This is a genomic window from Sphingobium estronivorans, from assembly GCF_008692605.1.
In the GTDB taxonomy this organism is placed as follows: domain Bacteria; phylum Pseudomonadota; class Alphaproteobacteria; order Sphingomonadales; family Sphingomonadaceae; genus Sphingobium; species Sphingobium estronivorans.
The window spans coordinates 1-19742 of record NZ_LFCT01000012.1 but is presented as its reverse complement, the minus strand read 5'-3'; the positions used below and the strand labels follow the sequence as shown (position 1 = coordinate 19742).

At 61.3% G+C, this 19742-nt stretch carries 20 protein-coding genes and 1 tRNA gene; 10 read left to right on the top strand and 11 right to left on the bottom strand.

Translation table 11 applies throughout. The features are described from left to right. Positions 1–32: 32 nt before the first annotated feature. The gene (locus F7P65_RS09895; RefSeq protein ID WP_150291585.1) at positions 33–491 is read left to right on the top strand and encodes a nucleoside deaminase; all 459 of its coding nucleotides are present in this window, start codon (positions 33–35) and stop codon (positions 489–491) included. Here the strand turns inward: F7P65_RS09895 and F7P65_RS09890 are convergent. Continuing rightward, on the bottom strand, positions 453–2354 hold the full coding sequence (locus tag F7P65_RS09890) for a hypothetical protein (protein WP_150291584.1): 1902 nt from the start codon (positions 2352–2354) through the stop codon (positions 453–455). The two genes, F7P65_RS09895 and F7P65_RS09890, sit on opposite strands and share 39 nt — an antisense overlap. A 44-nt stretch (positions 2355–2398) precedes the next feature. Between F7P65_RS09890 and F7P65_RS09885 the strand changes: the two genes are divergently transcribed. After that, entirely contained in the window at positions 2399–2815 is a 417-nt protein-coding gene (locus tag F7P65_RS09885; RefSeq protein ID WP_150291583.1) for a GtrA family protein, read from the top strand. A gap of 3 nt (positions 2816–2818) precedes the next feature. Here F7P65_RS09885 and F7P65_RS09880 read toward each other — a convergent pair whose 3' ends face one another. The 3 genes from F7P65_RS09880 to F7P65_RS09870 form a co-directional block, all read right to left on the bottom strand. After that, a complete protein-coding gene (locus tag F7P65_RS09880) occupies positions 2819–3622 on the bottom strand; it encodes a LytR/AlgR family response regulator transcription factor (RefSeq protein WP_150291582.1) in 804 nt (267 codons plus the stop codon). Next, positions 3619–4725 carry a sensor histidine kinase gene (locus F7P65_RS09875; RefSeq protein ID WP_150291581.1) on the bottom strand — a complete coding sequence of 369 codons (1107 nt, stop codon included), beginning with the start codon at positions 4723–4725 and terminating at the stop codon, positions 3619–3621. Before F7P65_RS09875 ends, F7P65_RS09880 begins: the two co-directional genes overlap by 4 nt. Positions 4726–4800: 75 nt before the next feature. Further along, the gene (locus F7P65_RS09870; RefSeq protein ID WP_150291714.1) at positions 4801–5295 is read right to left on the bottom strand and encodes a winged helix-turn-helix transcriptional regulator; all 495 of its coding nucleotides are present in this window, start codon (positions 5293–5295) and stop codon (positions 4801–4803) included. A 111-nt stretch (positions 5296–5406) separates the two neighbouring features. Here F7P65_RS09870 and F7P65_RS09865 point away from each other — a divergent pair, with 111 nt between their 5' ends. The 3 genes from F7P65_RS09865 (at position 5407) to rplL (ending at position 8756) form a co-directional block, all read left to right on the top strand. Next, positions 5407–7512, top strand: a complete 2106-nt coding sequence (locus F7P65_RS09865; RefSeq protein WP_150291580.1) for a RelA/SpoT family protein — start codon at positions 5407–5409, stop codon at positions 7510–7512. Between the two features lie 293 nt (positions 7513–7805). Further along, positions 7806–8321, top strand: coding sequence for a 50S ribosomal protein L10 (gene rplJ, locus F7P65_RS09860; RefSeq protein WP_150291579.1), 516 nt, complete (start codon positions 7806–7808; stop codon positions 8319–8321). Between the two features lie 57 nt (positions 8322–8378). After that, the gene (gene rplL / locus F7P65_RS09855; protein WP_150291578.1) at positions 8379–8756 is read left to right on the top strand and encodes a 50S ribosomal protein L7/L12; all 378 of its coding nucleotides are present in this window, start codon (positions 8379–8381) and stop codon (positions 8754–8756) included. A 115-nt stretch (positions 8757–8871) separates the two neighbouring features. On the opposite strand, the gene F7P65_RS09850 is transcribed toward rplL, so the two are convergent. From F7P65_RS09850 to F7P65_RS09830, 6 genes are all read right to left on the bottom strand, one after another. Continuing rightward, positions 8872–9180: a hypothetical protein gene (locus F7P65_RS09850; RefSeq protein WP_150291577.1), complete on the bottom strand. Its 309-nt coding sequence runs from the start codon at positions 9178–9180 to the stop codon at positions 8872–8874. Beyond that, entirely contained in the window at positions 9177–9317 is a 141-nt protein-coding gene (locus tag F7P65_RS21995) for a hypothetical protein (RefSeq protein ID WP_162854591.1), read from the bottom strand. The genes F7P65_RS09850 and F7P65_RS21995 overlap by 4 nt, the downstream gene beginning before the upstream one ends. Further along, complete coding sequence (locus tag F7P65_RS09845; RefSeq protein ID WP_162854590.1) at positions 9314–9811, bottom strand: type II toxin-antitoxin system VapC family toxin; 498 nt, start codon at positions 9809–9811, stop codon at positions 9314–9316. The genes F7P65_RS21995 and F7P65_RS09845 overlap by 4 nt, the downstream gene beginning before the upstream one ends. Next, positions 9804–10655, bottom strand: coding sequence for a hypothetical protein (locus F7P65_RS09840; protein ID WP_150291575.1), 852 nt, complete (start codon positions 10653–10655; stop codon positions 9804–9806). The genes F7P65_RS09845 and F7P65_RS09840 overlap by 8 nt, the downstream gene beginning before the upstream one ends. A 124-nt stretch (positions 10656–10779) precedes the next feature. After that, positions 10780–11745 (bottom strand): IS1595 family transposase, encoded by a 966-nt coding sequence (locus F7P65_RS09835; RefSeq protein ID WP_150291574.1) that lies wholly within the window; start codon positions 11743–11745, stop codon positions 10780–10782. A gap of 120 nt (positions 11746–11865) precedes the next feature. Beyond that, positions 11866–12759 (bottom strand): N-formylglutamate amidohydrolase, encoded by an 894-nt coding sequence (locus F7P65_RS09830; protein ID WP_150291573.1) that lies wholly within the window; start codon positions 12757–12759, stop codon positions 11866–11868. A 150-nt stretch (positions 12760–12909) separates the two neighbouring features. Between F7P65_RS09830 and cpdR the strand changes: the two genes are divergently transcribed. Further along, on the top strand, positions 12910–13287 hold the full coding sequence (gene cpdR / locus F7P65_RS09825) for a cell cycle two-component system response regulator CpdR (protein ID WP_150291572.1): 378 nt from the start codon (positions 12910–12912) through the stop codon (positions 13285–13287). On the opposite strand, the gene F7P65_RS09820 is transcribed toward cpdR, so the two are convergent. Continuing rightward, positions 13280–14611, bottom strand: coding sequence for a dicarboxylate/amino acid:cation symporter (locus F7P65_RS09820; protein WP_150291571.1), 1332 nt, complete (start codon positions 14609–14611; stop codon positions 13280–13282). The two genes, cpdR and F7P65_RS09820, sit on opposite strands and share 8 nt — an antisense overlap. A 127-nt stretch (positions 14612–14738) precedes the next feature. Here F7P65_RS09820 and F7P65_RS09815 point away from each other — a divergent pair. From F7P65_RS09815 to istA, 4 genes are all read left to right on the top strand, one after another. After that, positions 14739–14813: transfer RNA gene (locus F7P65_RS09815), tRNA-Val, on the top strand. 500 nt (positions 14814–15313) lie between these two features. Then, positions 15314–16351: a tyrosine-type recombinase/integrase gene (locus F7P65_RS09810; protein ID WP_150291570.1), complete on the top strand. Its 1038-nt coding sequence runs from the start codon at positions 15314–15316 to the stop codon at positions 16349–16351. Positions 16352–16648: 297 nt separating this feature from the next. Beyond that, positions 16649–17761 carry a Fic family protein gene (locus tag F7P65_RS09805; protein ID WP_150291569.1) on the top strand — a complete coding sequence of 371 codons (1113 nt, stop codon included), beginning with the start codon at positions 16649–16651 and terminating at the stop codon, positions 17759–17761. 316 nt (positions 17762–18077) lie between these two features. Then, entirely contained in the window at positions 18078–19589 is a 1512-nt protein-coding gene (istA, locus tag F7P65_RS09800) for an IS21 family transposase (RefSeq protein WP_150291568.1), read from the top strand. Positions 19590–19742 lie beyond the last annotated feature (153 nt).

The window sequence follows — 19742 nt, the reverse complement described above, 5'->3', positions numbered from 1 at the left end:
CTCCCGCTGCGCGATCCTGTATGGACGAAGCCATGGCTTCGCCCTTTCCCCTGCCCGATCCCATGCGCCGCGCGCTGGACCTTGCCCGCGCCGCGCAGGCAGCGGATGAGGTCCCTATCGGCGCAGTGGTCACGCTGGACGGTCAGATCATCGGCGAGGGCGAGAATCGCAACCGCCGCGACAAGGATCCGACCGCCCATGCCGAAATGGTCGCGATCCGCGCCGCCGCCGCATATCTTGGAGACTTCCGCCTGACCGGCTGCGACCTCTGGGTAACGCTGGAGCCGTGTCCGATGTGCGCGGGCGCCATTTCCCACGCCCGCATCGCCCGGCTCTATTATGCTGCGTCAGACCCCAAGGGCGGCGCCATCGAGCAGGGGCCGCGCCTCTTCACCCAGCCGCAATGCCTGCACCGGCCCGAAGTCTATGGCGATCTGGCCGAAGCAGAGGCGTCAGCGCTGCTCCGCGACTTTTTCCTGGCCCGACGCTGAATAATCGATGCGATAGAGCGTGTAGGGCAGGGTCAGCCCCGTCTTCAGCGCTACAGGCCTCAACCAGTTCGGCACCTCGCCCCGCATCAGCCCCGCATAAAAGCCCTTGGGGCTGCGCGCCTGATAAATCGTGCCTTCGGGGAAGCCAGGGCAGACCAGCAAATAGGTCGCATGATGCTTTGCCGCGATGGGCCGGAAATCCTCCGCCGGGCCGTCATAGGCGTGGTGCATGTCCAGGATCACTGCCCCATTGCGATGATAGGGACCCGCCACGGCGCTGTGATGCGTTACCGCGATCAGGCGCGGCCCCAGGTCGACCATGGTGAAGATCGTGGCTGCGGGTAGTTGATCCAGCACCTGCAACGCGGGAAGCGTCCGGCAACGGCCATTGGCCTTGTCGATGGCCGCCCGCCTTGTCTTGACCGCCGTCTTCTGCGGCTTGGGCTGGATACCGGTGGCCTTGGCCCAGAGTTGGTTGATCTGCGGATAGAGTGGCGTTGCAAAGGCAACCACCGCCAGCAGCGCCACCCCGACCAGCGCCAGCCCACGCACCAGCGGCCGCCCCGCGCCGACCATGCAGAGCAGGCGGTACGCGGCCCAGGCCGCGGGCGGGATCGCCAGCAGTTGCGCCGCCGGCCCTGCCCGAAGCTGCCAGAACAGCAGAGCGGTCGAAAATAGCATCATCAGGCCTACGGTGGCCCAGGCCCAGAGCCGGTCGGCATCCCGCCGCGAATCCCACAGCGCCCAGATCAGGCCGATCACGCCCGCCGCCGGGATCGCCATCAACGGCACGATCAGGCTCCAGGACTGCACGGTGATAGGCTTGGCCTCCCGGATATTGGCGAGCCAAAGCTTCTGGAGCTCCGGCGAGATCTGATAGGCCCCGGACAGGCATTGCGGCCAGTTCAACCAGGCAAAGGCCGCCACGCAGGCACCGACGACAATGCCGGTGCCCAGCCGCGCCGGCCAACTTCTGAGCGGCAGCAGCGCCAACAGCACCATCCCGGCCGAGGCTGCCGCGAAGATCGCCACCCAGATGGGCGAGATCGCATCGCACACCATCTGCCGGTTGGCATAGCTGGCGAAAATCACGAAGGAGAGCGACGTCGCCCCTGTGAGGCTGAGCGCATAGGGCAGCATCCGCCGCGCAGCCCCCTCCTTGAACACCCAACGCAGCGCGATCAGCGCCCCGCCTGCCGCCAGATAGACGATCATTTCCATGCCGATGGCGATGGACAGCGCGCTGCTGACCCCCGCGACAATGCCGCCGCGCAGCCAGTTGCGATCGATCAGCCCCGCCAGCATCAAAACGGTGAAGGCAAGCTGCCAGCCATGATGGTCGATGCGCATCGGCATGAACATGCTGACGCCCATCTGCGCGGCGAGGGGCGCGACCGCCGCCAGGAACCAGCTATTCCCCCCGGCCAGCCGACGGGCGATGAAACCCAGCCCCAGCATCAGCGGCAGCAACGGGATCATCGGCGCGATAGCGCAGGCCAGCCGGTCCGCCAGCCCCTGATCGACAAAGGCGCGGAAGAACAGCATCAGCCCCGCAATCGGCAGGTCGACCAGCCGCGACCAGTGGATATTGAACCCGGCGGGCGGATCGAGCCGATATTGCCGCAGATCGTACCAACCCTGTCCGGCCAGCCAGTCCTTCACCTGCACATAGCGGATATTGTCGTCGGTATCGCTGAGCGTCAGCCAGTGAATCTGCGGCCATCGCATGGCGATCAGCCCCACCATGACCGACATCCACAGCAGGACCGTCAGCCATTTCCAGTTACGCGATCCATAAACGGACATTTCGGCCGCGAAGGCAGCGACGCGGGCACGCAGGGCAGACCGGCTTTGCATGTTCATGGCCCGTGGATTAGAGGCTCCGCACCAAAGCGCAACGGGGCGGCATGAAAATCCTCCAAATCCTCACAGCGGAAAAGCAGGCCCTGTTCTGGCAGATCGTCCGTTACGGCGTCACCGGCCTGTTCGTGACGGCATGCCAGGCCGCCATCTATTGGACGCTGGCCGCCCCGATCGGGCTGCACCCGCAGATCGCCAATGGCATCGGCTATCTCGCGGCGGTGCTGATCGGCTATGTCACCCATAGCGCCTTCACCTTCCGCGGCCATGGCAGCCGCGACAATCAGACCGCGCGCGGCATTCGCTTCGTGGCGGTGTCGCTGGTCAGCTATGCGCTGAACGCGCTCTGGGTGTGGCTCTGCGTCACCCATATGCAATGGCCGGAATGGTCGCCCATCCCGGCCATGATCTTCGTAACGCCGGCCGTGGTGTTCGGCCTCAACCGTCAATGGGTGTTTCGATAGACGTCAGTGGACGAACCGCGCCACCACGTCGCGATAGGATCGGCTGACCTTCACCTGCGCGCCGGATTCCAGCACCAGGAAACATTCGCCGTTGGTATGCGGCTTCACCTGACGCACCTGGCTGAGGTTCACGATGGTCGAGCGATGCACCCGCTGGAAATTGCGCGGATCGAGCCGCTTTTCCAGATCCTTCATCGTCTCGCGCAGGATCAGCGAATTGTCGGCGGTGTAAATGCACATATAGTCGCCCGCCGCGTCGATCCGCTCGATCGAATCCACATCCACGCGGAAAATCTGCCCGCGATCCTTGATATTGATGAGCTTTTCGAAGCGATTCGCCGCTGGCGCATCCTCATCGGCCGCGCTGAATTCATTCATCGCGTCCGGCGCGACTTCCGCCAGCACCTCGCGCAGCTTTTCGGCTTCCTGCACCTGCTTCTTTTCCGACAGGCGCTGGCGCACCCGGTCGAGCGCGTCGGCCAGCCGCCCTTCCTCGACCGGCTTCATGAGGTAATCCACCGCCTGCGCTTCGAAAGCGCGGATCGCATGGTCGCTATAGGCGGTGCAGAAGATGAAAAGCGGCGGCTCCACCTCCATCAGCCCCTGGACGACGGAAAATCCGTCGAAACCGGGCATCTGAATGTCAAGGAACACAAGGTCGGGCTTATGCGTCTTGATGGCGCGGATCGCTTCACGGCCGTTGGAACAGGTTTCTACGATTTCGACATCCTCATGCGCTTCCAGACGCAGCTTAAGGCCCTGAATAGCCAGGCTTTCGTCGTCGACGAGGATTGTTCTGATGGTCATGCGGCCACTCTCGATGGTTCATCCAAATTCAGCGGCATTTCGATCGTGACCGAAAAACCGCCTGGCGTGGAACGCGTTTCGAAGCTCTGTCGTTCCCCGAACGCCTGAATCAGCCGGTCGCGGATATTCGCCAGGCCAACGCCCGTTCCTTCGCTGATCAGATTGTTCGGGCGCGTGAACCCCTCATTCAATCCCGGACCCGTATCGGATACGATGATCCGGACGTTTTCACCGGCAGGCTGCGCCGTGATAGAGATTTCCGCGCCCTCCTCCTTGGGCGTCACCGCATATTTGATGGCGTTTTCGACCAGCGGCTGGAGCAGCAGGGAAGGCAAACGCGACTGCGCCACCGCCGGATCGATGTTGAAAACCGGTCGCAAGCGGTCCTCGAACCGCATCTTCTCGATCTCCAGATAGAGCTTCAGCGTCTCGATCTCCTGCTCGATGGTCACCTGCGCGGTCGGCTCGTTGATCAGAGTATAGCGCAAAAAGGAGGACAGGCGCGAGAGCATTGCATTGGCCCGGTCGGTCTGTTTCAGCAGCACCAGCGTCGAGATCGAGTTCAGCGTATTGAACAGGAAATGCGGATTGAGCTGATAGCGCAGCATGGCCAGTTGCGCGCTCGACGCCTGATTCTCCAGCCGCAGAAGCTGGTCCGCCTGCTCCTCCACCGTCAGATAAAAATTGATCGCATAATAAAGCGCCGACCATGCCCCCAGCAGCGTCATGGAAAGATAGAAGGCGCCCAGGAACAGCTGCACCCCCGCCGTATCGCTGCCCCGATTCTGGGTGGAGAACACCCAGGCGTCGATGAACGCCACCAGCCCCGCCGCGCTCACCACGGTCAGGATCGACACGCCCCAGGTGACGATCGGCCGCTGCTTTAGCAGCAAGCGAAACACCACCGCGATCAGCAGCGTCACCGAATAGCCCGACACGGTGGAGATGACCACGGGGATCAGGCTGGAAAGCGGCTGCCCATTGGCAATGGTGGACGATCCGCGCAACAGGAAGGCTCCGGCCCACCCCACCGACTGGAGATTCCAGAACGCACGGTTCTTGTCCGCGAAAAAGGGCTGGGGCTGGAAGCGATGGACCGACATTGCCGCCAGACTAGAGCATCGCGCAAAAAAGTGGGAACCGCTTTTTTGCAAAAAGCAAAGCCGCGGCCGCTCCGGTCAGGCCGCCTTCACCGTTTCGGGCGGCGGCGCGGCCGCCACGGGCGTTTCCTCATCGACGCACAGCCAGACAAGGTCGCTCAGTTCCAGCACCCGGCCGTCATGGGCCTGGACCGTCATCTTGCGGATCGGCTGGCGGTCCCGCCCATCCGCCAGGACCTGACAGGCGATCGGGCCACAGCCCCATTTCTCGCCCCATTGGCGCAAGGCGATCATGGCCGGCGCCAGATCCTGCCCCTTTTCGGTCAGGCGATATTCGACCTTGCGCCGGTCGCACTGCATCGGCTGGCGCACCATGATGCCGTTTTCCACAAGCCGCGCGAGCCGGTTGGCCAGAATGTTGCGGGCGATGCCAAGGGTCGACTGGAACTCCTCGAAATGGCGGATGCCCGACAGGGCCCCCCGCAAGATCAGGAACGACCAGCGTTCACCCATAGCCTCCAGCGCGCTGGGTAGCGCGCATTGTTCCAGATCCTGCGCCAGATTATATGTCATCGTCTTCGCTTGATAGCTCAAAGCCACCGGCGTTGCAAAAGTGCAGCGTCATTGTGTCTAAATGGGATTTTTTTGTTGCACGGCAAGGCCCATCGCGGACAATCGCACACGATGTTACGCCAGTATGAACTTGTCGAACGGGTGAAACGCTACGATCCGGATGCGGACGAAGCGATGATCAACCGCGCCTATGTCTTTTCGGTCCAGAAACATGGTTCGCAAAAGCGCGCCAGCGGCGACCCCTATTTCAGCCATCCGATTGAAGTTGCCGGCATTTTGACCGACTTCAATCTGGACGACCAGACCATCGTGACCGCGCTGCTGCACGACACGATCGAGGACACGCTCGTCACCTATGAGGAGATTGAGCACGCCTTCGGCAAGGACGTCGCCAAGATGGTCGACGGCGTCACCAAGCTCAGCAAGATCGAGGCCATGTCCGAAAATGAGCGGGCGGCGGAGAATTTGCGCAAATTTCTGCTCGCCATGTCGGACGACATCCGCGTTCTGCTGGTGAAGTTGGCCGACCGGCTGCACAATATGCGCACGCTGCACTTCATCAAGAATGAGCAGAAGCGCCGCCGCATCGCCAGGGAGACGATGGACATCTATGCCCCGCTGGCGGAGCGGATCGGCATGTACGACTTCATGCGCGAGATGCAGTTGCTCGCCTTCCGCGAACTCGAACCGGAAGCCTATGACAGCATCACCAAACGGTTGGAGCATCTGAAGGAAGGCGGCCATGACAAGGTCGACCGCATCGGCGCAGAACTGCAATTGCTGCTGGGCGGCAAGGGGCTGTCGGTCACGGTGTCGGGCCGTGAAAAGCATCCCTATTCCATCTGGAAGAAGATGCAGGAACGCCATATCAGCTTCGAACAGCTGACCGACGTCATGGCGTTCCGCGTCATCACCGAGACGACGGAGGATTGCTACCGCGCGCTGGGCATCATCCATCAGACATACAAAATGGTGCCGGGCCGGTTCAAGGACTATATCTCCACGCCCAAGCGCAATGGCTATCGCTCGCTGCACACCACCGTCATCCACCAGGACAATGCCCGGATCGAAGTGCAGATCCGCAGCCGCGACATGCATCATGACGCCGAACTCGGCCTTGCCGCGCACTGGGCCTACAAGCAGAAGGGCGACGCCGGCGACCATCAGGCCGCCTGGCTGCGCGACCTCGTCGAAATCCTGGAACAGAGCCAGGATGCCGATGAACTGCTCGAACATACCCGCATGGCGATGTATCAGGACCGCATCTTCGCCTTCTCCCCGAAGGGCGAACTGCACCAGTTGCCCAAGGGTTCGACGCCCGTCGACTTCGCCTATGCGGTGCACACCTCGCTCGGCAACCAGACCGTCGGCGCGAAGGTCAACGGCCGGGTCGTGCCGTTGCGCACCCCGCTGGAAAATGGCGATCAGGTCGAGATTCTGAAATCCGAAGGGCAGGAACCGCAGCCCGGCTGGCTGACCTTCGCCATCACCGGCAAGGCCCGCGCCGCGATTCGCCGCTATATCCGCCAGAAGCAGCGCGGCGAGGAAGTGGCGCTGGGCGAAAAGCTCTATGACGAAATCATCGGCCGCTTCTCCCCCGAACTGGCGAGCGAATTGGGCGACAAGGCGCTGAAGGCCGCCTTGAAGCGACTCAGGCTGGAGGATCGCGGCTCGCTGATGGTGGCCATCGCCACCCACCGCCTGCTCGATTCGGAAGTGATGGAAGCGCTGATCCCCGGCTCGACCAGCGCCGAAGGCATGGAGGAGGCGCATCCGCGCCAGCACGCCCCGGTCTCGATCCGCGGCCTGACGCCGGGCATTGCCTATAATCTGGGCGATTGCTGCCACCCCGTCCCCGGCGACCGCATTGTCGGCGTCCGCCGCACCGGCGAGCCGATCGAGGTCCACACCATCGACTGCCGCTCGCTGGAGGCGGGACAGGACGACGACTGGGTGGATTTGAGCTGGGACAGCAAGTCGAAGGGCGGCACCGCGCGGCTCCAGGTGATCGTCAAGAACCAGCCGGGCGCGCTGGCCGCGGTCACCAACGTGTTCGGCGCGACCAAGGCGAACATTCTGAACCTGCAACTGGTGAACCGGGAAGGCCCCTTTCACACCGACATCATCGACCTGGAAGTGGCGGACGCCCAGCATCTGAACCGCATCCTCTCCGCGCTGCGCGGGCTGGACACGGTGGTGCAGGCGGATCGTGTGTAACGGATTCATATCCGTTGCTTTCCTCCGCCGTCCGTTGTAGGGGCGCCCGCAGCAGATCCCTTCGGGGGTCTTCCGTCCGAGACAGTTGGTGAAGGGAATTGGCCCTTCTTAATTTCCAACCTAGACGGGGAAAAGTTCTTTACCGGCCGGGCTTTATGCCTGCCCGGGTCTGCCTGTTCCCATGTGGATGCGGGCCAGTCGATCTCTCCCCTTCGGACTCAATGCCCCGCGATTCGTCGCGGGTTTTTGCCGTTCGTTCGGATTTTCCGGACGGACATGAAGTGGAGAATGGCATGGATCGTAATCAGAAAGCTGAGGTCGTTTCCGCGCTGAACGCACATCTGGCAGAGGTCGGCGTGGTCGTCGTGACCCGCAACCTCGGCATGACGGTCGCCCAGTCGACCCAATTGCGTCAGAAGATGCGCGAAGCCGGTGGCACCTACAAGGTTACGAAGAACCGCCTCGCCAAGATCGCCCTTGAAGGCACCAGCTACACCGGCATCAGCGACCTGCTGACCGGCCCGGTTGGCCTCGCCTCCTCGGCCGATCCGGTCGCAGCCGCCAAGGTTGCGGTCGATTTCGCCAAGACCAACGACAAGCTTGAGATCGTTGGCGGCGCGATGGGCGATGTGATGCTGAACGCGGAGGGCGTCAAGGCGCTCGCCTCGATGCCGTCGCTGGATGAACTGCGTGCGAAGATCGTTGGGCTGCTCGTTGCACCCGCGACCAAGCTCGCGACCGTCACCCAGGCACCGGCTGCCCAGCTCGCACGGGTCTTCAACGCCTATGCGGAAAAGAACGCGGCCTAAGGGTCACGCTTTTTCCGAAAGTACGTTTTCAACGCAATTTTTAGGGAATGATTTAACATGGCAGATATCAATGCTCTGGTCGACCAGCTGTCGGCCCTGACCGTCCTCGAAGCCGCTGAGCTGTCGAAGGCCCTGGAAGAAAAGTGGGGCGTTTCGGCCGCCGCTGCTGTCGCTGTCGCTGGCCCCGCCGCTGGCGCCCCGGCCGCTGCCGCTGCTGAAGAGCAGACCGAATTCGACGTGATCCTGACCGGCGACGGTGGCAAGAAGATCAACGTCATCAAGGAAGTCCGCGGCATCACCGGCCTGGGCCTGACCGAAGCCAAGGCGCTCGTCGAAGGCGCGCCGAAGGCCGTCAAGGAAGGCGTCAGCAAGGACGAAGCCGAAAAGATCAAGAAGCAGCTGGAAGAAGCCGGCGCGACCGTCGAACTCAAGTAAGTTCGGGTTGGGTCCCGCGCAAGCGGGACCATGCTTCCCGGTTTCGACCGGAGAAAATCAGGGCGGCACCTTCGGGTGTCGCCCTTTTTCTTTGGCGATTATGTAGATTACAAACCTACTCCGCTGCACGTTGCTTTTGAAGGCCTTCGAGGAGTTCAGCGGCGTGCTTCACTTGTTCGCCTCGGTGATTGAGAAATAATCTGCATCCATCGAAAGGGATGACAGATATGTGCGCTAGTCGCGCTTTTTGCAGTTTCATTCCGAATGACTGGGCTTCAGCGTAGGATACTCCCGCCTTTTCAGCGATTACCCGATATAGCCGCCCGCGTTTATCCACGAAATTACCTAGTATCCTGCGCTCTGTCGAGGTCAAGGTCAGCACAAAGTCCGCCACTTCTTCGTCGCGAAGCGGAGGGATGGTCACTCTGGCTTCTCCTCAACCGGCCTGTGCTTCACGACCTTCGCCAGCCTCTCCTTGAAGTGCTGTTCGTCGTCATCCGCCTCTAGCTCGCGGGCGGCTTCCTTGAACTTGTCGAGTTGACTTTTGTCCTTCTGCGTCATGCCTGGCCTTCTCGATTGAACAGATTTTCGCCGTCGATCATGCTCGGCTTGCAGATTTCCAAAAGACTACCATCGGCCCGATTCACCACAAGGCCGAGCAGGTCGCTTCCATCGTAGGTGTGCATCTGATCGACGTTCCAGTGTATTGCTGTAGCCAAGTGAATCGCATCGCTCGGTTTCTTTAATTTTTGCTCGGACCGCAGCAGGGATTTCGCTAACTTTGCAATGTCCAGATCAACTTGGACGACCTGAACAAAATCCTGCTCAAACATATTGTTAATTGCGGCGTCATATTCTGGTAGCAGGCCGACCTTCTTGTCTTCGCATTTGGCCTTATATACCTCTGCAATACAGAAGGCGCTTGCCCATATTTCTAATTCGCCATGTTCAGCCTTCCGCCAAACAAGCTCTAAGTCTGCCGCTTTCCCATCTTCACCGTTCAGGAGGCCGAGCCACGCGCAAGCATCCCAATAGACCTTCTTGCGATCAGTCATCAGAATGCCCCCACAGATCATCTAGATGTTCGGTAGGATTTTTCCCTTCAAGAAGATCAAATGACCTTAAGGCTTTCAAATCCACTCGTTTTGGCAAAATGTCCTCAAGGTTGACTGCGCTAATGCGGCTAACTTCTCCGCCCTTGTCGTAGTATATCCGCCCTTTGACGCGCACACGCTTTCCAGACCAAGCATCAGTCCAACTGTGCGTTGGCCCCTCCTTGCTGGCTAGTTCGTCGGACAATATGCAAGGAATGATCTTACCAGACAATCTTACCTTGATGTAGATTGCAGGCCTTCCGTGATACGTGTCAGTGCGGGCTACATGCGCGTCAAGGCTTCCCCATTCAGATCGGCTGCGGTCTTCCGCTTCGGCGCTAGCCTCCGCCCGTTCTATGGCTTGCAAACTGGCCCGCGCAGTCTTTTCAACCAAAACTGCCATCGGGGCGTCATCATCAAACCCAAATGCGGTGCGCCCGATACCGTTCAGATTGCGCTTGAGTAGCGATTTAGCGACCACCGATTTGCTTTTGAGCCAAGGAGCTACCTCACCATCGCGTAGCGCGCTAAGGTCCCGCGCAAACCTCTGCTTGCCCCGATAAACAAGTGGCGCAACGATCACCTCAGGATCGGGGGAATAAGCCACAGCCGTCACCGTCGCAGGGGAATTTTTAGAAAGCCGCTCTAGTCGCCATTTGATTTTTTCCCCGCCAGCCTCTTGCGCCACGGCTGCGGTGAGCAATTCAAACGCGTCCTTGAACTGGTCAAGCGTGTCCATCACCGTGAGAGGGCCATCCTCTCCGATATTGGATTCCACAGTGACCGTGACGCGTTCGGTAGTCATTATTCACTCCCAAGCTAGGCTAGCATGGCAACCAAGGCTTGTGAATCAGCTAATTTTCTTCGACTTTCCGCACCTATGCGGCTTCGTGCGCCAGCGAGACCTGACCCGGCCTCCAGCCCGATTATCAGGCGACTGCGAAGTTAGATGCTGTATAGGTCAGTCGCTTACCGACTATGCCCTTGAGGCCTTCCACGGCGCGCTGGCGGTCGTTCACGCCATTGGCAACGCGGTTGTTATAGCGGAACTCAAATTCAGCCAGATAGCGGTGTAGGTGCTGCTCGCCGCAATGCTGATACACGCCCTTCATGCCGCGCTTGAAGATCGAGAAATAGCCTTCCACGGTGTTGCTGTGAATGGTGCGGTCGGCAAGATCGACATACTGGCCCTTGCCATGGCTGGTGGTGCCATGGCTGATGAAATGATCCTTGATCGAACGATAGCCGCTATGTTCGTCGGTCATGATGCGCGTTTCGCGAGCGACGTTCTCCAGAACGATCGGCATCAGGGTTTCAGCCTTCACGTCATCAATGACCATCGTGCGGGCCTTGCCGGTTTCACGATCCACCAGCGCCAGAACCTTCATCTTGTGGTGGAAAGCGCGCTTCTTCTCAACGCCCTTCAACTTGCCGATGAAAGTTTCGTCCACTTCAACGATGCCGCCGTTACCGCCGAAAGGGGCAAGGTCGCCCGAACGCATGGCTTCGCGGATACGGTGGGCCAGAAACCACGCGCTCTTATACTGGACTTCCAGAACGCGGCTAAGCTGGTGGGCGCTGATGCCCTTCTTGCTCGAAACGATCAGGTGAACGGCTTGAAGCATCTTGTAGAGCGGCATGCGGGCATGCTCGAACACGGTGCCGACCTTGACCGTGAACTGCTTGCGGCACTCACCGCATTTCTTGAGGCCGTGGCGGATCGCGCCTTCCGGGTTCTTTACGCTCTTGGAGCCGCGAACGTTCGACAGGTCATAGACGCGACCGCCAACGACGCCACAGTGCGGGCAGGTCACGCCGTCCGCCCAAATGACGCTTTCCAGATACTCGAAAGCCTTGGCTTCGTCGTGGAAATGGGGCTGCGAAAGAACGGACATGACGGCTTAACTCCTTGCCGTCATTACTACCTTTTAAAGTGGGTTTGTAAAGTGCATAATCGCCTTTTCTTTGGCATAGCGGAAAGACGCCATGAACGTGCGGGCTGTGGAAGGGCTGCGCTATTCCGCCGCCAGCGCATAGCCCGAGCGCGGCAATTCCTGCGCCAGCGCATCGACGACCGCCGCCACGACCCGCCGCATCCGATCCAGCCCCTCCCCCGGATGCTCCAGCGCGGCGTCGAGATAGAGGCTGCGGTCAAACTCCAGTTGCAGGGCATAAAGGCCATGGTCCGGCCGGCCATGCCGCTCGATCATATGGCCGCCGGCATAGGGGTGGTTCTGCGCCGCGACCACGCCATGGGATGCCGCGACATCCGCCGCCAGCGTCATCAGCCGGGCCGATGCGCTGCGCCCGAATCGGTCGCCGAGCACCAACCCCGGCGGAGCCTGTCCCGCGGCCGGCGGCGGCAAGGGCGGCATGGAATGCAGGTCGATCAGGATCGCATGGCCATGCATATCCCGCGCCGCCCGCATCGTCCGCGCCAGCACGGCATGATAGGGCCGATGGACACGCTCGATCCGCCGCTGCACCTCGCCCCAGCCCAGCGGACGCAACCACAATTCATGCGCACCGGGCAAACGCCGCGGGATCAGCCCCAGCCCGCCGCGCAGCTTCGCGCTGCTATGCAGGGCCGCGTCGCGCGGCAGGCCTGTTACCATGCCGGGATCGAGCTCTCGCTCATGACGGTTGAGATCGATCATCGCCCGCGGCGCCCGCGCGATCAGCACGCTATGGCCGCGCTCGATCAGCGGATGGGCCAGCAGATCGGCCCAGCGGTCCTCCAGCCGCCAAAGCATCTCGGGCCGGACCCGCGCCTCGGCCAGCAGGGACTCGTCATAATCGCGCCCGGCATGGGGCACCGAAATGACGACCGGACCGGTCGGCGTTTCCGGCCCGAAAAGATCGTAAGCGGCGCAGGATTCGACCGGAATGGATGGCGCGCTGAAATTCAAACCAGGCCCTTTCACACGCCGCCGTCCAAAAATGGTTACTCGGCTGGATAATATTTACGCTTGTCGCATATAAGGACCCCACATGCCATCCGCGAAGGGCGGCAATCATGGGGTCGGCCGTAACGGGCCTGGGGCGAGACAAGCAGGGCAATGGTTCGAATATTGCTAGCCGAAGATGATGACAGCATGCGCGCCTATCTGGCCCGCGCCCTGGAACGGTCCGGCTATGAGGTCGTGGCCGTCGCCACCGGGGCACAGGCGGTGCCGCATATCGAAAGCGATCGTTTCGACCTGCTGCTGACCGATATCGTCATGCCGGAAATGGACGGCATCGAACTGGCCCAGCATGCCGCCGCCGTGGCGCCCGACATGCGGATCATGTTCATCACCGGCTTTGCCGCCGTCACGCTGAAGGCCGGCAAGGCGGTGCCGCAGGCAAAGGTTCTGTCCAAGCCCTTCCACCTGCGCGAACTGGTGCTGGAGGTCGAGCGGATGTTCGGCAGCGAGAGCCTGACCGGCCTCAACTGACCACCTCCTCCATGTCCGGCAAGGGCGGCAACGGCCTGCCCGCCATGGCGGCCGCCAGCCGCTCGCGGTCCAGCCCTTTTTCCCAGGCGGACACGACGATGGTCGCCACCGCATTGCCGACGAAATTGGTAAGGCTGCGGCATTCGCTCATGAAACGGTCGACGCCCAGGATCAGCGCCATGCCCGCCACCGGCACGGTCGGCACGATGGACAGCGTCGCCGCCAGAGTGATGAAACCCGCCCCGGTCACGCCCGCCGCCCCCTTGCTCGACAGCATCGCGACCAGCAGCAGCAGCAATTGCTGCTCCAGGCTCAGATGCACATTGGTCGCCTGCGCGATGAACAGCGCCGCCAGCGTCATATAGATATTGGTGCCGTCCAGGTTGAAGCTGTAGCCGGTCGGCACGACCAGCCCGACCACTGATTTGCGGCATCCCGCGCGCTCCATCTTCTCGATCAGGCTCGGCAAGGCCGCCTCCGAGGACGAGGTGCCCAGGACCAGCAGCAATTCCGCCTTCAGATAGCGGATCAGATGCAGGATGTTGAAGCCTACCACCCAGGCCACAGCGCCCAGCACGACCAGCACGAACAGCAGCGAGGTAAGATAGAAGGTCGCGACCAGTTCCGCCAGATTGGCCAACGTTCCCAGCCCATATTGGCCGATGGTGAATGCCATCGCGCCGAAGGCCCCGACCGGCGCGGCCTTCATCAGCAGCGACACCAGCTTGAAAATTGCATGGCTGGCCGATTCGAGCACCGCCATCAGCGGCTCCGCCTTTTCCCCGATCATGGTCAGCGCGATGCCGAACAGGATCGCGACGAACAGCACCTGAAGGATATTATGCCCATCCGCCACGGCGGAGATCAGCGTGCCGGGAATGATGTCCATCAGGAAGCCGGTCAGGCTGCTCTCATGCGCCTGCTGCTGATATTGGACGACCTTGCCCGCATCCAGCGTCGCGGGATCGATGTTCAGCCCCGCGCCCGGATGGACGGCATTGGCGACGATCAGGCCCAGAACCAGCGCCAGGGTGGAAAAGGTCAGGAAATAGGCAAAGGCCTTCGCCGCCACGCGGCCGATGGCGCCCAGTTCCTTCATCCCCGCCACACCGGTAACGATGGTCAGGAAGATGACCGGCGCGATGATCATCTTGACCAGCTTGATGAACGCTTCGCCCAACGGCTGCAACGCCACGCCCGCTTCCGGGAAGAAGTGCCCGATCGCCACGCCCAGCGCGATGGCGATCAACACCTGAACATAGAGCTGGCGGTAGATCGGCGGACGCGCGGGAGCCTGATCGGACGGCAGTGTCGATGGCAACATGGATTCCGGCGTCCCCTTTTCGCTCCGCAGCATATGGGCTGCCAGCCGCCTGTCCAGAAGAATAGCAAAAAGGTGAATTTCCCGCTTGCGCTCCCTGCCACCCCCCGCTATTGGCCGCCTCCACAGTGGGCGTGTAGCTCAGTGGTAGAGCACTGTGTTGACATCGCAGGGGTCGCAAGTTCAATCCTTGCCACGCCCACCATCGAAAACCCCGTAAAACCAACGGTTTTGCGGGGTTTTTGTTTGCCCGGAGCGGGTAGCGGGGCGGCCCCCTACCCCGGCATTTTCGGCAAATTTTGGGCAAATCACCCCCCTCTTTTGGCAAATTCTGGGCATGCGAATGCCGGGCCATCGCAGCCAATTCCCGAGTCGCACACGCTGCTGAAACCCCTTCAGGCGGAGGTAGGCGATGCCCCTTCGGCGGTGGCGAACAAGGCCGACAGTACAGCTTCGCAGATGCCGCCGAAGCTGGGCCGACCGGGCATTGTCACTGGCAGCCCATGCGCCGGCGCGAAGCGAAACAACTTCGGCTCAATCCAGGCTCGCGCGCCGCCGTCCCCTCACGGACGCACCCCGTCCTCTCCAGCGAAACTCTGGGCAGCACAATGCGCCAGAACTTCATGAAACAGGACGCGTCCTCGTCATGCATGCGAAAAAAATCCGCCCGGCATAGGCGCGCGATCAAATGCAAAGGAAACTAAGATGCTCTCCATCCGTACCCGTGGGAAACACGGCATCTACTACATCCGAGGCTCAGTCGGACTCGGCGAGAAGAAGATCATCGTCAAAGAGTTCAGCACAGGAACGAGCGACCGCGACGCTGCGGCCCATCTGATGGCTGAACATGAAACGAAGCTGCGACACCAGTTGATGTTCGGTCCGGCAGCCCTCGTCGCTCAAGGAACCATCGCTCAGGCCTTCGACAGCTATCTGTCAAAGGCGAAGCCCCCCTGCCCGTCCGACGTCCTGCGCATCGGCAAGCTCAACGGCCTGATCGGAGACTTCAGCCTGCGCGAGCCCAAGCAGGCCTGGGAGCATTTTCGCCGCGCCTATCTCACCGGCCATGACCCGGCTGGCCAGGACCGCTATCGCGCCGTGTTCCAGGCCGCCATCAACGTCCATCATGACCTGCATGACCTTCCTCCCCTGCGGATCAAGGCGATCCCGTTCAACAATGAACGGGTCCGCTTCCTCAGCAGGGAGGACCGCGACCGGCTGATGGCCGCCTATGCGCCGCACATACAGCCGATCATCACCATGCTTGCTTTCCACGGCCCGCGCATCCAAACGGCACTGCAAATCCCCTGGGGCGTCGAGGGCGTCGACATGCACGAAGCGTCGATCCGGCTCAACCACAGCAAGAATGCCGTCATCCGATCCGTGCCGATGCACCCTCGCGTCATGGACGTGCTACGTCCGATCTGGGAGAAGCGGGGGCAGCCGACAAAGGGGCATGTCTTCCTCAACCGGTTCGGCCAACCTTATCAGGATACGCGCCAGGCCAAGATCCCCGGCGGCAATCCGATCAAGAACCAGCACGCCACCGCCTGCCAGCGCGCGGGAATAGAGGATTTCACTGTGCATGACTGGCGCCATCATTGGGCGTCGCACTGCGTGATGGCGGGGATCGACCTCATCACCATCATGAACATGGGCGGCTGGAAATCGCTACGTATGGTCCAGCGCTATTCCAGTGTCAGCGTGGATCATATGCGAGCGGCAATCAACAAGCTGGACTGAAGCGGCGGTCTGGCGTGCAATGTGGAGCAGGCAACGAAGACCGGCTCCACATATTTTTCCTGAAACCGGCCAAAACATCGGCCAAATGATCGGCCAAAAGGACACCTCCCAAGCCTTGAGGCCAAGAGATAGAGCCAATTGCTTTGATACCAAGAGCGGCCAGATGATTGCTGAACAGCCTGATGAAAGCCCCATCCTGCGGAGATTGGCATTCTTTATCTCCGCGCAAAATGCGGAGATAAAATCTTTCACGTGCGGAAAAAGCATGTCATATTATCCGCATTAGGTGCGGAGAATATGGCGACATACATTTACCAACGGGACGGCTGGCCCCAGTTCCACTGGCTACAAGATGAGCTTGTCGATCAGCTCGCCGCCGTCAGCCGTCACCAGGGACGGCTGATTGGTCGGATGGAAGCACTCGGGCTGCATCTGCGGGCTGAAGCGGTGTTAGAAACGCTCACCGAGGAAGTCACCAAGTCGAGCGACATCGAGGGCGAGACGCTCGACCGCGAGCAGGTTCGCTCGTCGCTCGCCCGGCGGCTCGGTATGGATGCCGCTGGCCTCAAGACACCTGACCGGCACGTCGAAGGCGTTGTTGAGATGATGCTCGACGCCACGCAGAACTACGCGGCGCCGCTGACAGCTGAACGCCTATTTGGCTGGCATGCTGCGCTGTTCCCTACTGGACGCAGCGGTATGAGCCGCATTGTTGTCGGTACTTGGCGCATCGAGGAAACAGGTCCGATGCAGGTCATCTCCGGTCCCTTCGGTAGGGAAAAAGTGCATTACGAAGCGCCGACCTTCGACCGGCTCGACGGCGAGATGGCCGTCTTCCTCGAGTGGTTTGAGAATGGACCGGCGATCGATCCCGTGTTGAAGGCCGCGATCGCGCATTTGTGGTTCGTCACCATCCACCCGTTCGACGACGGCAACGGCCGCATTGCACGTGCCATTGCCGACATGGCGCTGGCGCGGTCGGAAAACAGTCCGCAACGCTTTTACAGCATGTCGGCCCAAATCAGGACTGAGCGCAAAGCCTATTACGATATCCTGGAAAAGACTCAGAAGGGCGACATGGACATCACCGGCTGGCTGCGCTGGTTTCTGGCTTGCCTCGACCATGCTTTCGACGGCGCGGAAGTCGTCTTGGAGAACGTCATCAGGAAGGCGCGCTTCTGGGAAGCGCTTGCCGGCGAAAAGCTGAACCACCGCCAGCAGACGATGCTCAATCGCTTGCTCGATGGCTTCGAAGGAAAGCTCACCTCCTCCAAATGGGCGGTCATCATGAAGACTTCACAGGATACTGCCTCACGCGACATCAATGATCTGGTTGCGCGCGACATCCTGCGGAAGGACGAAGCTGGCGGACGCAGTACAAGTTATTCGCTAGCCGAAATCGCCGCATGACCCGTTCGAGCGAAATTAAGCAGAAGAGGTAGCGATACAGGTATTTCTATAGATCATGATTTGCGTGATTTGTGATTTATAGAAGTATGGCTATCGATCACGAATCTGGTCGTGGCCGCCTTGCGGTGATGCCGACAGCCTGTCATCCGACCGTCGAGAGATAGGTCGACGGAGCGCGTTGCGCAGCCTCGCTTTCTATCCGGTGTGTTTCGGCATGCAAATGGTGCCCACCTGACTCGGTGATCGGCGCCTAATCGGGGACCACCCCCGGGTCATCTATTGTCGCAGCTAATTGAGGCGGGCGACGAGGCGGAGGATGACGACGGTGGAGACAATAGGTCGGATCAGGCGTGCGTATTTCGTGCAAAAGCAGTCGGTGCGGGAGATCGCCCGGCGGCTGCATGTTTCGAGGAAGACGGTCAGGAAGGCTATCGAGGCTGAAGACGGCAAGTTCAGCTACGATCGGGTGGTTCAGCCGAAGCCCAAGCTCGGCGGCCACATTGCCGAGCTCGAGCGGTTACTGGCGGAGAACGAGCGCAAGCCCCGGCGCGAACGGCTGACGTTGATCCGGCTGTTCGAGGCGTTGCGGGCACAGGGATATGAAGGCGGCTACGACGCGGTTCGCCGCCATGCCCGTTGCTGGCAGCGCGAGGAAGCGGGGCGGACCGCGACCGCGTTCGTGCCGCTGAGCTTCGAGCCGGGCGAGGCTTACCAGTTCGATTGGAGCCACGAGGTCGTGGTGCTGGCGGGCGCGACGACGACCGTGAAGGTTGCGCATGTCCGGCTGTGCCATAGTCGGAAGTTCTTCGTGCGCGCCTATCCGCGCGAGACGCAGGAGATGGTGTTCGACGCCCATGCCCGAGCCTTCGCCTTCTTCGGCGGCGTCTGCACGCGCGGGATTTACGACAACATGACCACCGCGGTGGATGCGGTGTTCCTGGGCAAGGAACGCAAATTCAACCGCCGGTTCCTGCAGATGTGCAACCATTACCTGGTCGAACCTGTTGCGTGTACGCCGGCGGCGGGATGGGAGAAGGGGCAGGTTGAGAACCAGGTCGGCGTGGTGCGCGAGCGCTTCTTCACGCCGCGGCTGCGCTTTGCCAGCTACGAGGAGTTGAACGCCTGGCTTCTCGACCGTTGTCTGGAACATACCAACGCCCATCGACATCCCGAGCTGCGTGACCGCACCATCGCCGACGTGTTCGAGGACGAGAAGCCGACGCTGATGCGCATGCCGACCGTCCCGTTCGACGGCTTCCACGCTGTCACCGCCACGGTCTCCAAGACGCTGCTCGTGCGGTTTGATTACAACAAATACTCGGTGGCGGCACGCGCGCTCGGCCGTCCGGTCGAGGTCCACGCCTATGCCGACCGCATCATCATCCGCCAGGGCGACGATATTGTCGCCGATCATGATCGGCGCTTCGGCCGTGAACAGACGGCCTACGACCCCTGGCACTATGTGCCGGTTCTCGCGAAGAAGCCGGGCGCGCTCAGGAACGGGGCGCCGTTCAAACAGCTTGCGCTGCCGCCAGCGCTGGAGCGCTTGCGCGGCAAGTTGAAGGGGAGTGACGACGGCGATCGCCAGATGGTGAAGATCCTGACGGCGGCAATGGTCGATGGCCTCGATGCGCTGGAAGCCGCCGCCGCCGAAGCGTTGGCCCAGGGGGTCACGAGCGCCGATGTCGTGCTCAACATCCTGGCCCGGTCCCGATCGGCGCCGATGGAGCCCAGCATCGCCACGCCCGAGCATCTACAGCTCAAGATCGAGCCGGTCGCCGATGCTGGCCGGTACGATCGCCTTCTGCCGGTGCGGAGGGCAGCGTGATGATGGAGCGCCACGAGATCATCGGCTTGATGACGGAACTCAAGCTCGCCGGCATGCGCCACGCTTATGATGAGGTCATCACTGACGCCCTCAAACGCCAGCATCCCATCCAGCACGTCGTTGGCGACCTGAGGTGGCCTCGCCTTCTTGGAC